General features: G+C 37.2%; 15 protein-coding genes. 8 read left to right on the top strand and 7 right to left on the bottom strand.

The genetic code is table 11. The features are described 5' to 3' along the window. Positions 1–16: 16 nt before the first annotated feature. The gene (locus tag AC0L6O_RS10465; protein ID WP_473308381.1) at positions 17–163 is read right to left on the bottom strand and encodes a hypothetical protein; all 147 of its coding nucleotides are present in this window, start codon (positions 161–163) and stop codon (positions 17–19) included. 37 nt (positions 164–200) lie between these two features. On the opposite strand from AC0L6O_RS10465, the gene AC0L6O_RS10460 reads away from it, so the two are divergent. The 3 genes from AC0L6O_RS10460 to AC0L6O_RS10450 all read left to right on the top strand — a co-directional run bounded on the left by AC0L6O_RS10460 (position 201) and on the right by AC0L6O_RS10450 (position 2,061). Then, positions 201–548: a cupin domain-containing protein gene (locus tag AC0L6O_RS10460; RefSeq protein ID WP_473308380.1), complete on the top strand. Its 348-nt coding sequence runs from the start codon at positions 201–203 to the stop codon at positions 546–548. Then, positions 545–676, top strand: a complete 132-nt coding sequence (locus AC0L6O_RS10455; RefSeq protein ID WP_473308379.1) for a hypothetical protein — start codon at positions 545–547, stop codon at positions 674–676. The genes AC0L6O_RS10460 and AC0L6O_RS10455 overlap by 4 nt, the downstream gene beginning before the upstream one ends. Positions 677–1,332: 656 nt before the next feature. Further along, positions 1,333–2,061: a type VI secretion system tube protein Hcp gene (locus tag AC0L6O_RS10450; RefSeq protein WP_473308377.1), complete on the top strand. Its 729-nt coding sequence runs from the start codon at positions 1,333–1,335 to the stop codon at positions 2,059–2,061. 135 nt (positions 2,062–2,196) lie between these two features. On the opposite strand, the gene AC0L6O_RS10445 is transcribed toward AC0L6O_RS10450, so the two are convergent. Further along, complete coding sequence (locus AC0L6O_RS10445) at positions 2,197–4,992, bottom strand: outer membrane beta-barrel protein (RefSeq protein WP_473308376.1); 2,796 nt, start codon at positions 4,990–4,992, stop codon at positions 2,197–2,199. A gap of 262 nt (positions 4,993–5,254) precedes the next feature. Here AC0L6O_RS10445 and AC0L6O_RS10440 point away from each other — a divergent pair, with 262 nt between their 5' ends. The 5 genes from AC0L6O_RS10440 to AC0L6O_RS10420 all read left to right on the top strand — a co-directional run bounded on the left by AC0L6O_RS10440 (position 5,255) and on the right by AC0L6O_RS10420 (position 9,637). Next, positions 5,255–6,199: a M20/M25/M40 family metallo-hydrolase gene (locus AC0L6O_RS10440; protein ID WP_473308374.1), complete on the top strand. Its 945-nt coding sequence runs from the start codon at positions 5,255–5,257 to the stop codon at positions 6,197–6,199. Between the two features lie 129 nt (positions 6,200–6,328). Then, entirely contained in the window at positions 6,329–6,817 is a 489-nt protein-coding gene (parS, locus tag AC0L6O_RS10435) for a type II RES/Xre toxin-antitoxin system antitoxin (RefSeq protein WP_473308373.1), read from the top strand. Further along, on the top strand, positions 6,817–7,278 hold the full coding sequence (locus AC0L6O_RS10430) for an RES family NAD+ phosphorylase (protein WP_473308372.1): 462 nt from the start codon (positions 6,817–6,819) through the stop codon (positions 7,276–7,278). Before parS ends, AC0L6O_RS10430 begins: the two co-directional genes overlap by 1 nt. 93 nt (positions 7,279–7,371) lie before the next feature. Continuing rightward, complete coding sequence (locus AC0L6O_RS10425) at positions 7,372–8,265, top strand: NAD-dependent epimerase/dehydratase family protein (RefSeq protein ID WP_473308371.1); 894 nt, start codon at positions 7,372–7,374, stop codon at positions 8,263–8,265. Between the two features lie 301 nt (positions 8,266–8,566). Beyond that, positions 8,567–9,637 (top strand): response regulator transcription factor, encoded by a 1,071-nt coding sequence (locus tag AC0L6O_RS10420; protein ID WP_473308369.1) that lies wholly within the window; start codon positions 8,567–8,569, stop codon positions 9,635–9,637. A 523-nt stretch (positions 9,638–10,160) separates the two neighbouring features. Here AC0L6O_RS10420 and AC0L6O_RS10415 read toward each other — a convergent pair. The 5 genes from AC0L6O_RS10415 to AC0L6O_RS10395 are packed head-to-tail and all read right to left on the bottom strand — an operon-like array spanning position 10,161 to position 12,552. Beyond that, the gene (locus AC0L6O_RS10415; RefSeq protein WP_473308368.1) at positions 10,161–10,670 is read right to left on the bottom strand and encodes a MepB family protein; all 510 of its coding nucleotides are present in this window, start codon (positions 10,668–10,670) and stop codon (positions 10,161–10,163) included. 40 nt (positions 10,671–10,710) lie between these two features. Further along, complete coding sequence (locus AC0L6O_RS10410) at positions 10,711–10,905, bottom strand: hypothetical protein (RefSeq protein ID WP_473308367.1); 195 nt, start codon at positions 10,903–10,905, stop codon at positions 10,711–10,713. Between the two features lie 17 nt (positions 10,906–10,922). Then, a complete protein-coding gene (locus AC0L6O_RS10405; protein WP_473308366.1) occupies positions 10,923–11,402 on the bottom strand; it encodes an LURP-one-related/scramblase family protein in 480 nt (159 codons plus the stop codon). Positions 11,403–11,412: 10 nt separating this feature from the next. After that, the gene (locus AC0L6O_RS10400) at positions 11,413–12,033 is read right to left on the bottom strand and encodes a hypothetical protein (RefSeq protein WP_473308365.1); all 621 of its coding nucleotides are present in this window, start codon (positions 12,031–12,033) and stop codon (positions 11,413–11,415) included. Between the two features lie 30 nt (positions 12,034–12,063). Continuing rightward, positions 12,064–12,552, bottom strand: coding sequence for an RNA polymerase sigma factor (locus tag AC0L6O_RS10395; protein WP_473308363.1), 489 nt, complete (start codon positions 12,550–12,552; stop codon positions 12,064–12,066). Between the last annotated feature and the right edge of the window lie 26 nt (positions 12,553–12,578).

Here is a 12,578-nt window from a genome sequence, read left to right as displayed (position 1 = left end):
GATGTTCGTGACATCATCACAGGCAGAGTTCTTTAAGTCCAAAGGTCCCTGCAGAGACTCTGCCTAAGGGAAAAACAGGAATTACTAAATAGTACTTCCGAATTAAAAGCATACCTAAACTAGCCCTTAAACCTCCACCATGACAGTGGTCATATTTAGCCATCAGATTCCTTTGTTTCTTTACAGAAAGTAAAAAACATATGCTACTAACATCATTCCAAGAAGACTTGATTTTCGGAGATAAAGTCAAAACCAAAGTAATTTTAGAAACGTCTTTCTCTAAAGAAATACGTATACTTTTGAAAGCTGGACAGGTGATGAAACAGCATCAAACTAAATTTCCTATTGTGGTTCATTTGCTGAAAGGTGAAATTGATTTTGGTGTAGAAAACACAATGCACAGCATAAAAGAAGGCGATGTTTTAACTTTAGATGCGAATGTCCCACACGATTTAAGTGCTATTAAAGATAGTGTGGTACGTCTTACTTTGTCAAAATCTGACGATGTGGCTAGGGTAGAAAAAGTAATTGAAGAATCCGACCAATGAAAGAAATAGAATCCAGAGCAGATATTGCCTTGTTGGTAAATACAGGTAAATTGGCACATAAAGCCTCCATACGTATGGCTCATGGACAGTTTATGGTTGTTTGGAATAAAAGTAAAAGTGGTTTTTGATTTTCTATTTTCTGAGAGAGGTGAGCTAAGCAAAGGGTAACGATTCGGAAATCCCGAACAGTTCAGCAAGAAGATACTAGGAGAGTATATAAGCTTTTGACTCCATTGTCTTGCCAGACCGGCCTTCCTTTTTGTTTAGGCAAAAAGAATCGCAGCGGCGAACCGTCCAAAACCATCTACCAAAATAAACTCACACACTCAAAATTTCATTAACACTCCCAATTGTTAGACTAATATTATGATAAAATTTTGACCGTGTTTTAGACAGTATTTTGGCAATAAGGATTGCATTTATTTCAATATTCACAACACATAATTAGCAAGCCCTAAACAATGTTACTCCTGGCTTTTGCAGCAATTAATCATTCCTAACGTTTTACCTTTTCCCCTTGCAGATGCTCGGCAGGGACTCTGCACTTCTGAAGGAAACGCTCCACCCTCCTATGGTTTCAGCATCGGATAGCTGATAAAATGCTTCAAAATTTATAGTAATATCATCAGAGTTCCATAACGGCTACCTTTCCACCTTTCGGCGGATTAACTGGCAGGCAGGGAGACGCTGCCTTAGGAAATTCATTTCATTAAATTGGACTAAAGAAGTAACTCGCTGATAATATTCACTAGCTTTACTACAATCCAAAAAAAATACCATGAAAATGAAAACTATCCATTTAGTAATTATCTTACTAATATCTGCTCCTTTTATAATTTTTGCCCAAGAAAAGAAGTCGATTTCTGTGGAGTCTCCTCCAGAGTTAGAAGTAAATGGCATTATATTCTCTAGCAGCGGTGGCGTTAAATTCCCTGACGGGTCTGTCCAAACCACAGCATACCTTCGAAACCCAGAAATGGAAAGTGAGATGTCTGCCATAGTGTTGGCGTTTGACCCTAGTACAAATATTGAGGGTATGGCACAATCTGCAGAGTATAATATTACAAATGGCCTTAACATCCTATCTGCATCTAATGAAATATCAAATTCTATAAATTTACAAATGGGTAGCACTGGTGAAGGAGCTAATGCAGTAACTTTTAATCATTTGACTATTTCCAGGTTAGCAGATGTAAACTCTCCACTAATACGTGGTCTTCTTGCCAATGGCGAAATTATTCCCTTGGTAGAGTTGTTTTTTTTTAAAATGAAAGCAGGAGGTATTTATGAACTAAAGCATAAAATTAGGATGCAAGATTGTGCAATTAGCAGTTATGGCTATTCTAATGGCGGAGATCAGATAGAGGAACGTATATCTATCACTTTCAGTAAAGTACACTATTGTTCTTACCAAGAAACTGTTCCTTCTCATCCTATCGAGTTTGCCTGGGACATTGTTGCTAATCGTGAAATTCCATGTAATTGTGCTGGAAACCTTACTGAACCTAATTAACCATTTCCTCCTGCAGAGTATTCTAAAACCTTTGAATACTCTGCCTAAGGAAAAGGATTGCATATATTTCTATACTTACAATACAGAATCTACACGCCCTAAATAATGTTGCCTCTGGTTTTTGCCGTAATCCTCCTACCTCTTCACTTTCGCAGGTCTAAAGTTTCTGATGGTATAGGTGAAGTTTAGCATGTAAAAACGGTTCAAAACCAAGGATTTATTATCTGCCACGTAGGCTGCGGTAATTTCTCTGGAAATGCTGTTGTTTTGCCCAAGTACATCAAAGGCCGACAAGCTAAGTTCGGCTTGGTCTTTCTTCATAAACTTATAGGCCGCTTTGGCAGACAGCAAGGTGAAGTTTTGCTCAAAACCATCTATGCCTGCTAAATAAGTATTGGTCCCCTTTACGTTAAATAAGAAGCCGTTTTTGCTTAATAAATTAAGAGCTAAACCAATGTTTTGCGTGTAATAGTTGCTGTTCAGGTCTTGCTGCAGCGTATTTCCAATAATGTTGTAACCTCCATTATAAGACAGCGTAAAGTCAACTTGCTCGGAGATATTACTACCCAACACCGCACCTAAGCTCATGCCTGTATTTTTGGCAATGTTTTCTAAATCATTCACCAAACCTGGGGTAATAGAATGGCTCACACCAAAGTTAAGATTGAGGTTTGACTTTAGACGCGTAAGCGGAAAACCATAGGTAATGAAAGAGCGGTAAGACTGGCTATTTCCGTAGTTCTGCGGCAAACTCAGCGAGCCACCTCTAAGCAACGGAATCCCATTATAAACAGTATCTTTAGTGGCAATGGTGGTAATATTAGAAATGTTATCCAAGGTATAGCTACCCACCAAATAAGCGTAAAAAGTGCTTCCTTTCTCTAAATTGGCACTGTTATATCTGAAAGTTAAGCTGTGATTATTCTCTTGGTCTAAGTCAGGATTTCCAGCCGATAGCTGCAATGGATTACTGTTGTCCACCACGTTTTGTAACTGCGTAATGCTGGGTGCATTGGTAGAGGTTCTGTAATAAACCCGAAGGTTCTTTTCTTTGCTTATAGAATACCTAAGCATCGCAAAAGGCAAAATGTTTTTGAAACTTCTGCTCGTGTTCAAAGTCTGTGGAAACAGCTGCTCGCCATCTAGTTCGGCTATTTGATAATTTAAATTGGCAAAAAACATAAACTCCCTTCCCTTGTTGTATCTATAACCCGCACTCATGGTTTGGGTGTTGTACTGGTTCAAAAAGCTATTGCTCAAATTTTCGTTCAAATTATTAAAAGTACCCGTCTCAGGATTAAAGTCAAAAGTAGATTGGTCTGACTCATTATCTGCCCAGTCTGTTTTATAAGAAAAACGCAAACTGCTCCTATCGCTCAGTGGCTGAGAATAGTCGGCTCTGATGTCATAAGAATTATTTAAAACCTCTTTACTAGCTACTTGATTTAGGTCCAAAGCATTGACATTTAACTGGTCTTCTGATAATAATTCAGATTGATAATCTTGGCTCGACCTATTATTCCCTACCCCTATAGAAAATGTTTGTCCTCGCTTTTCAAACCTATGACGATAGAGCAGATTGTACTTTAAGTTATAGCCATCATTGTAACTGTTTGTAGAGGTTATAGTGTGATTCAATATTTCGTTTACCAAATAGGTTTTACCATCCACATAGTCCGTTATATCTGCATTTTGAAAGCTCAGTGAGGGCGTAAAAATCAAAGAATTTCTTTTGTTTATGTCGTACTGCATTCTCACATTAACCCTGTGATTTAAGTTTTGCTTATTTCCAGCATGATATTCACGGTAATCTTGCGTAACATTTTCACCTAAAAACGTGGTTTGCTGTAAAGTGTCAATAGAGTTATTATCGGTCTCATTATAGAAATAACTCATGTTTAACTTCACTTTTTCACCCCAATTATCTGTGAGGTTAAAACCTAAAGCATTTGTATTGGTAATCCCACTCTGACCATTCACCAGAAAGTCGTTTGAATTAGCTCCTACAGACCCACCTCCACGGCCGCCTCTTCCTCCTCGACCTCCGCCACGGCCAGAACTTGTGCTCCCTAAAACCCCTAATAAGTCATCAGAAGAGAAATTGGTTTGATTTATATTATTAGAAAGCCCAATGATGGAGATTCTTAAGTCTTCATTGAAATAGTTGACATTTCCACCCAAATTGTATCTATCGTCAGTCCCATAACCAGCATACACTTTCCCAAATTGTCCGTTGCTTTTTCCACTTTTGGTCACAATGTTTATTGACTTCTCGGTGTTGCCATCATCCACACCTGAAAACTGCGATTGGTCGCTCAGTCTGTCAAAAACCTCTATTTTATCAATAATTTCTGCTGGTAAATTCTTCAAAGCGGCACTGGCATCATTCCCAAAAAACTCTCTACCATCCACCGTGACACGTTTTACATCTTCCCCTTGAGCCTGTAGTTTACCATCTTGGTATTGTATGCCAGGCATCTTTTTCACCAAATCGTCTGCCGTGGCATCTGGGTTTACTTTGTAAGCATCGGCGTTAAACTGTAGTGTATCTCCTTTCATTTCTACCCGCACTTGCTTGGCTTTCACTTCTACTTCACCCAGTAATTTTGAATCTTCTTCCAGAACAATGTTCTCAAAAAACTTGTCAGCATTCATCAAAGGAACTCGTTCCATTTTAGTTACAAAACCAACAGAGCTGATTTTCAAAAGATAAAAGCCTTTTGGAAGCTCATTAATTTCAAATTCTCCGTCAGCATTGCTAAATGCCGCACGTTGAAAAGTAGAATCTCTAGGAGATGTCAAAAGCACAGTGGCAGCCACCACGCCTTCATTATTAGAATCGCTCACTTTCCCAGAAACCTTAAAGGAATTCTGAGCAAAAGCGGTAGATGTAAGAACGAGGAGCAGTACGGTAGTAAAAAGTTTTGTCATATTGATATATTAAGGCTCTTGGACGCCTTAGACTCCCAAAGGTTTAAGTAAATATTAGCCCTTTTATCTCCATAGTTCAGCCCTTTGTCGATACTGATTTAGTTTCGTGGTTTTTAGAGCCTTTGAGTAGCTCTTCTTAGGGTTTAATTATGGTGTGGTATGATGAGTTTTTTTGAAAGGTGGATTCAAACAAATATTACTTACCTATTTCTGCCTACGCCCCATTTTTACTTCTTTTGTAAAAACACATTGATTCAACATTATGAAAACCAAACTTATCGCCTTTTGTCTGTTATGCTTAACAGCAAATGCTTTTGGACAACAGTATCAAGAACACGTTTATTTCCTGTCAAAAGACAGCATGAAAGGTCGTGGAACAGGAAGTAAAGAGGCAAACAAAGCAGCTAAATATATCAAAAAAGCTTTCAAAGAATATGGTTTAGCACCGAAAGGTACGCGTGGCTATTATCAAGATTTTGAGGCGAAAGTTAGACGTGTGGTGGTACCAGACAGTATTCGTAAAGCCAAAAATGTAATTGGATTTTTAGACAATGGAGCTCAGAAAACAATGGTCATTGGAGCACATTATGACCATATAGGAGAAGGCAAACAAGGAAGTTTAAAGGACAGCACTGCCTACGGCAAAATCCATAATGGTGCCGACGATAATGCTTCTGGCGTGGCAGGTTTATTAGAACTGGCAAGGTATTTTAGTCAAAACAAAATTGTAGAACCTGTCAATTTTCTCTTTATATCTTTTGGTGCAGAAGAGCTTGGTTTAGTGGGTTCGAGGTACTTTGTAAACCATCCCACCATCGATTTGAAAAGTATTCACTTCATGCTAAACATGGATATGATAGGCCGTTTTAATGCGGAGAGAGGCGTATCGATTATTGGTTATGGCAGTAGCCCAGAATTTGAAAGTATGATGGAGCAAATTGACCGAGAAAAACATGTCAAGTTTTATACAGGCTACGAAGGACGTGGTGGCTCTGACCAAACCTCTTTTTACGAAAAAGACATCCCCGTTATGTTTTTCCATACGGGCGGCCACCCAGACTACCATAAACCCACCGACGACCCAGAAAAGGTTGATTACGAATCATTGGCAGGCATAGTAGAACTAGAAAAAGCTATCATTGAAGCTAGCTTTAAGTTTGACACCCTGCATTTTAGAAATACGGACGCTAAGGAGGAGAAGGAATAGGTTTGATTTCGTTTTTTACGAGTTTAGCACTTTGAACTACTACTTAAATACTAAACAAGAAACTTTAATGTCTTTTTGTCGTTTATATAAGTACAATTGTCGTTATTCAAGTATTGAAACTTAAGTCAAATGGAAAAAACATTATTAAAAGGTGATAGCAATGAATTAAAGACATTCATTAAATGCTTTGAAAGAGGAAAAGGTATAAAACCCAAAGAGGTTACTTATTCTAGGTTCCTAAGTGATAAACTATTGGTAGCTAAAGCTGTTAAAAGAGGTGTACCAACCATACTTTTTTCCGAAATAAAATCTAATTCACCATTTAACGACATTCAATGGTCGGCATTTTTGGACATCAATATTCGTACACTTCAAAGATACCGCAAAGAAGAAGGGCATGTATTTAAGCAAATTCAAAGTGAAAAAATATTCGAACTAGCTGAAGTAGTTGATTTAGGTAACAAGGTTTTTGATTCGCCTGAAGATTTCACAATCTGGCTTAACACACCTTCATTAGCTTTAGGAAAAAATAAACCAATAGATTTATTGGACACTTCATACGGTAAGGACATTGTAATGGCTGAGTTAAACCGAATTGAATATGGAGTTTTTGTCTGATGATAGTCTACAGATTAAGTCGTAAAAAATATAAAGATGAATTATCTGGCTATGGAGCCTCTTTAAGCGGCCAAAGGTGGAATTCAAAAGGCACAGAAGTTATTTATACTGCACAATCACGAGCATTAGCAAATAGTGAAGTCGCGGTTCATATTGCTTTGGGCATTTTACCGAGAGATTATTTCATGGTAGAAATAGAAATCCCAGATGAATTAAAAATTCTAGAAATTGCTTTTAAAGATTTACCTGAAGGATGGAATGCCTTACCTTCTAAGCCGGATAGTCAACAATTTGGTGATGATTTTGTTAAATCAAATACACACGCAATTCTCAAAGTTCCAAGTGTTGTGGTTAAGGGAGAATATAATTATATCCTAAACCCACGTCACCAAGATTTTTCAAAAATTAGAATCATTAAAACAGAACCCTACCCTTTCGACCCTCGATATTTTAATACCTAAAGAAGATATCAAGTTTCTTAATTTCTCCTCTTTGCTTTGTTTCGAAACTAACATAGCTTTGTAAAAAACAAACCCTAAAAAGCATTAAACCCTATGAGAATATTTTTTACCGGCGGCTCAGGAAAAGCAGGAAAACACGTGATACCTTATTTGCTAGAGCAAGGACACAGCGTTTTAAATGTAGATTTAACACCCTTAGATTACCCTGGCGTAGATAATTTGACAGCAGACATTACAGACTCTGGACAGATGTTTAATGCCATGAGTTCTTATGCCAACTTAGGTGAATTGGAGAATGGTACTGGCGTACCAAAGTTTGATGCGGTTGTGCATTTTGCTGCCGTACCTCGTATTCTTATAAATCCTGATAATGAAACTTTCAGGGTCAATACCATGGGAACTTATAATGTGATAGAAGCTGCTGTTAAACTAGGTATCAAAAAGATTATCATTGCTTCCTCCGAAACTACTTATGGCATCTGCTTTTCAGATGGAAAAACCGACCCAAATGTATTACCCCTACAAGAGGATTATGACGTAGACCCGATGGACAGCTACGGCTTATCTAAAGTGGTCAATGAAAAAACGGCACGAAGTTTCCAGCGTAGGTCAGGTTTTGATATTTATGCTCTTCGTATAGGAAACGTTATTGAACCTCATGAATACGCCGAGCTTTTTCCTAATTATTTCAAAAAACCAGAAGTTAGACGCAGAAATGCTTTCTGCTACATTGATGCCCGTGATTTAGGACAGATAGTGGATTTATGTTTGAAAAAAGACAAACTTGGCTTTCAGCTTTTCAATGCCGGAAACGACCACAACGGAGCCATTCTCCCTACTAAAGAATTAGCCGAAAAGTTCTTTCCTAATGTACCTATTAATGAAGACTTAGAAGAGCATGAAGCCTTATTCTCAAATCGTAAAATTCGTGAGGTATTAGGCTTTAAAGAGCAGCATAATTGGCGGAAATATGTAAAAGGGGAGTAATTCCTCTTCATTACATGAGGTTCCCAAATTGTATTTACCTCCTCCATAAAGAGTTAATCTTAAATACTACCTACTAGTTAAGATTCTCTGGTGCTCGTTGGCTAGGTCTGCGAAGAAAACGCCTCTCTAGCCAACAATAGGCAGCATGTTTTACTCATAAATGAAAATCACTACCTTTTTTGACGAGCCTTCAATCAGTATGTTGTCAAAACAGAATATTAGTTTTAACCTAGCATGCTGATTATATTTGAGAAATTGCTGATTTTGTCAAACAATAAACTCCTTAAATAGGCTTGGTCAAATGAGTTTAGAAGTACTATTCCTGTATACTTTCTGCCAGCCGTGGCTCGGAAGTACTTTACTAGAAGTTAGTTTGAACACCACCCTTTTATTGAACGCCGGACTTTCTACAGACCTTAGCGAAACTTGGTTTCTTGGAATACTCACTGGCTTAGTTGCCATCTTTCTTTTACTCTCCATTTTATCCAAAATAAGGCCTTACATCCTTTGCGGGTTTTGGTTTATTGCCTTGTTACTCCTATACATTTGGCGTTCAGGCTATGTTTTTCTCCTTATTCCTAGCCTAAGCGAAAGTCTGAATGCTGGCATCTACATATTCGTTTTGCAAAGTATTCCGCTCATCATCTTTCTAATTACCACCAAGGTAATATCCGTATTACAGGCTAAAGAATATGTATTTTTCACAAAAGTGTTCTCCGCTTCTATTTGGCTTTCGATATCCTATTTGGCTTTGATTGTTTTAGCGAGCTTTATTGATGCCCGCTTTGTGCTAGCTAACTTTAAGGTAATTCAGGGCGTATTTTGGACAATACTTGTCTTATATGGTCTATTTTTCCTCTATTGGCTATTTTTCAGTTCAAAGAAAAACTTCGAGTTCATACAGTTTCAATCAACATTTGGGCTTCTTTTTTTAGTTTCTGTCGGTGGAAAAGTATACACCAATATGACCAACTCAGCTTCTGCTTATTTAAAGCCAAAGTACTTGCTTTGGGGAATAGCGGCTCAGCTTATCTACATTTATTGGCTACTACTAAAAGAGGTATTTAAAGATTTCAACAAGGAAACGGTTGATAGCAACCTGAACTTTGAAGCTGAAAATACCAATCATGTCACACAGCTAATTCCGGTAAACTCCAATGAGTTATTAAATGACCTAAGCCCACGAGAACTAGATATTTTCTTGGCATATTGTAATGGCTTCTCTTATACCGACATAAGTAGCTCTTATTTCATTAGTCCAAATACAGTAAAATCTCACTTAAAAAACTGCTATCGCAAACTGAATATTAATTCGAAAGTAGAGGCTATTAACTTAGTCAATGGCTTTAATCAAACTGAAAGTCAGGCATAACTTTAAAACCCTGCCTAAGACAAATCTGCGTCTGTCAAAAATACAGCACCAGAGCAAGCTCCAAACTCATTCAAAAGAAAAACAGAAGCACGCCATTGTGGCAGAAAAAAGCATTTAACATTGTTTGTAGGAGAACCCAAAGCTCTTTCAAATCAGAACTCATGTTTCCCCCAATTACATACCGCCCAGTAGCAACATTTCAAAAATGTGAAGTAAAAATTTTAAAACAATGAGAAGTGATTCTTTCATCATGAAGGTTTTCCATGGTGTTAAAAAAAGAGCAAAACTCACTGTTTATTTAAAGCTGGATTAAGCAGGAAAGACTAAGCCACAAATAAGGGTAATTTATACAAAAAATCGCCTCACCCAATTGGGTGATTTTTGAGCAAACAATATCCAAAAAGAGGGCTTTGGATAGGTAAAACGCACTTAAGCTTCAGCGTAGAGAAAAAAGGCTGTCTCGCAAGAACAGCCTCATCCTTTTATATACAAACTACTAATTTACCTCTAATTATTGTTTGATTTAGCTTGACGGAAAACTATTAACTTCATACAATTCCCTAATCTTATCAAAATCAATAGCATCATTAATCTCATAGAAAAATTCAAGTTGCCACTTTTGAGTCTGTTCAGCCTGTTTACTTTTAACAAGGTCCCATTTAGGATAAACCCTAAATGCTCTTTTTCCTTCCTTTTTCTTGGTTGAGATTATACCCCTTTTAATCAAGACAGATTTAGGAAAAACAAATTGCCCAAATTGATTATCAGCTCTAATGTTTACTACATAAAAATCCAGTCGGTCTGTATCTCTAAAAGGTTCTATTGGCCCATTTCCTTTTCGTTTCCAAAATGTCACAAATTGCCCAACTTTCTTCGGTGTGATTTTGGCATTTCTGCACACAATCCATTTTTCATTTAATTCAAATTGACAGGCGTCATACTCCTTACCTTCTGATTCTAATTGAAAATTAAATATACCAAGAGCACATTTCTGATAAACATCTTTGTCGACTTGTTTTAAGTTATTGTCCATTCGTTTTACCTAATTCGCTTAATCCTGGTTTGTAGTTAATTTAACAGCTACTTTTCTTATCGCTCACAGCTTTACCAGACAATAAGAATAGATGAGCGGCAGCTCCACAAGTTAGAATATTCCTAACATTGTCTACAGCTTCCGTATCTTTCAAAACCTTTGCACTAGCTATCATTACAGCCGCCCAAATAAGTGCACTTACTAATACCGGAATTGCTTTTCTTACTTCTTTCATAATTTACTTTGTTTAATTTAAACTGCAGAGAGCATGGCTAAAAGGTAAGCTGAGGCAAACCCACTAAAAATGCAAAGCTCTTCTAAATTCTTTATTTCTTTAACAATCTCTATTTGGTAATTGTATCCAAAGGTTTTCCAATGAAAAGATGGTCTTAAATGCATCACCACTTCATTCGCCTTATCATATACCTCAAACTTCCCTTTAAAAAGCCCCTTATATTTGACAGACCATTCTTGCTGACGCATTTCAGAGTCTTTCAATTTTATCTCTATCCGGCCCCGCCAGCTATACTTCATCTCCCCTACTTCCGTTTTATTTCTGAAAATCAGAATCTTAGTTCGCCAAAAGTTAGTTGGTCTTATCTCTAAAAAATCACCATTACACATGGCAGACGCTTTGTTGGCATACCAGTTCTCATATTTCACCTCAGAGATAATCTTGTCACCATCCATAAGGTTAAAACTTCCCTTTCCTTCAGTTGCTTCTATTCTCATTGTCTGTGATTTATATTTCTTCTGCTTGTCCTAGAGCTTCGGCAGTTGCTTTCATGTTTTTATTGTAGAATCTAAAAAGTAAGTAAACCACTGGAATCGCAATTAATACAGATAGTAATACCATGATTAAAAAATCTTCTTTAGCATTACTGAAATCTTGAAAAATATCTTTCCCTATAAATACTTTTAAAACTACTGGACAAAAGAAAATCATGGTGGGTAAAGAGCTATAAATACCTACTTTTTTATATCGGACAGAAGCCTCCTTTACAGCCAAATAGTTCTTCTGGCTTTCTTCAATACTGTTTTCTAAAAGGTTTACCTTTTTCATTTTGGAAATAAAATCCCAAGAGATAAAACCAGAAAAAATAAATAAGGCTGCACTCATCACCGCACAGATGGCTAATGGTACATTATTAAAACTGCCGTTCAACATGCTAACAAACAAGCCAGCTAATAACACCACACACATCCCCAAACCTCCAATAGTTTCAAACTTGACCATTTTCCCAAGGCTATTCTTACTTTTCTCATGGGCCATTTTGAGAATAATATCGTTCGTTAGTTTCTTTTGTTTATCTAATTCTGCACTTAGCTCTTGCCAAGTACTTTTCATCTCATCTAAGTCCATATGCTAATTATCTTTTAAAAGAAGTTTATACTATCCTTTGGTAATACCCTTCTTAAGTTTCTCTTTAATTCTTGCCATTCTAGTTCCTACGTTACTGGCTGTTAGGCCCGTAATCTGAGCTATTTCTTGATGGTTTTTATCTTCCAAGTACAATAAAACCACGGCCTTTTCTATATCATTAAGCATCGCTATATGACTGTAAAGGTTCTTGCTTCGCTCCTCTAAAAGTGGGTCATAAGAATCTTCTAAGACATGAACTCCTGCGTCAAAAGTCACCATTTGACCTTCTTTCTTGTCTTTTCTCAATCTAGTGATGGCCGTATTAAGTGCCACCCTATATAACCAAGTAGAAACCTGCGACTGATTCCTAAACTTTTCAAAAGCCTTCCATAGCTGCAGCACTATTTCTTGGTACAGGTCTTTTTTGTCTTCGGCATGGTTTCCATAAACAGCAGTTACCTTATAAATGAGGGCCTCATTTTGTTTTATAATTTCTACAAATGCTTTTTCTGTATGCAAACCGTGTTTTTATGAATTCAAATAGT

It is taken from the genome of Arcticibacterium sp. GJ41-1 (genome assembly GCF_055808875.1).
Note: the sequence above shows the minus strand (reverse complement) of the source record. Positions and strands in the feature narration are given on the sequence as shown.

Coding starts and splice junctions, on each gene's coding strand:
- AC0L6O_RS10420 (WP_473308369.1), top strand. CDS start 8,567: ATGAGTTTAGAAGTACTATTCCTGTATACTTTCTGCCAGCCGTGGCTC.
- AC0L6O_RS10455 (WP_473308379.1), top strand. CDS start 545: ATGAAAGAAATAGAATCCAGAGCAGATATTGCCTTGTTGGTAAATACA.
- parS (WP_473308373.1), top strand. CDS start 6,329: ATGGAAAAAACATTATTAAAAGGTGATAGCAATGAATTAAAGACATTC.
- AC0L6O_RS10445 (WP_473308376.1), bottom strand. CDS start 4,992: ATGACAAAACTTTTTACTACCGTACTGCTCCTCGTTCTTACATCTACC.
- AC0L6O_RS10400 (WP_473308365.1), bottom strand. CDS start 12,033: ATGGACTTAGATGAGATGAAAAGTACTTGGCAAGAGCTAAGTGCAGAA.
- AC0L6O_RS10440 (WP_473308374.1), top strand. CDS start 5,255: ATGAAAACCAAACTTATCGCCTTTTGTCTGTTATGCTTAACAGCAAAT.
- AC0L6O_RS10410 (WP_473308367.1), bottom strand. CDS start 10,905: ATGAAAGAAGTAAGAAAAGCAATTCCGGTATTAGTAAGTGCACTTATT.
- AC0L6O_RS10430 (WP_473308372.1), top strand. CDS start 6,817: ATGATAGTCTACAGATTAAGTCGTAAAAAATATAAAGATGAATTATCT.
- AC0L6O_RS10450 (WP_473308377.1), top strand. CDS start 1,333: ATGAAAACTATCCATTTAGTAATTATCTTACTAATATCTGCTCCTTTT.
- AC0L6O_RS10425 (WP_473308371.1), top strand. CDS start 7,372: ATGAGAATATTTTTTACCGGCGGCTCAGGAAAAGCAGGAAAACACGTG.
- AC0L6O_RS10415 (WP_473308368.1), bottom strand. CDS start 10,670: ATGGACAATAACTTAAAACAAGTCGACAAAGATGTTTATCAGAAATGT.
- AC0L6O_RS10465 (WP_473308381.1), bottom strand. CDS start 163: ATGGCTAAATATGACCACTGTCATGGTGGAGGTTTAAGGGCTAGTTTA.
- AC0L6O_RS10405 (WP_473308366.1), bottom strand. CDS start 11,402: ATGAGAATAGAAGCAACTGAAGGAAAGGGAAGTTTTAACCTTATGGAT.
- AC0L6O_RS10460 (WP_473308380.1), top strand. CDS start 201: ATGCTACTAACATCATTCCAAGAAGACTTGATTTTCGGAGATAAAGTC.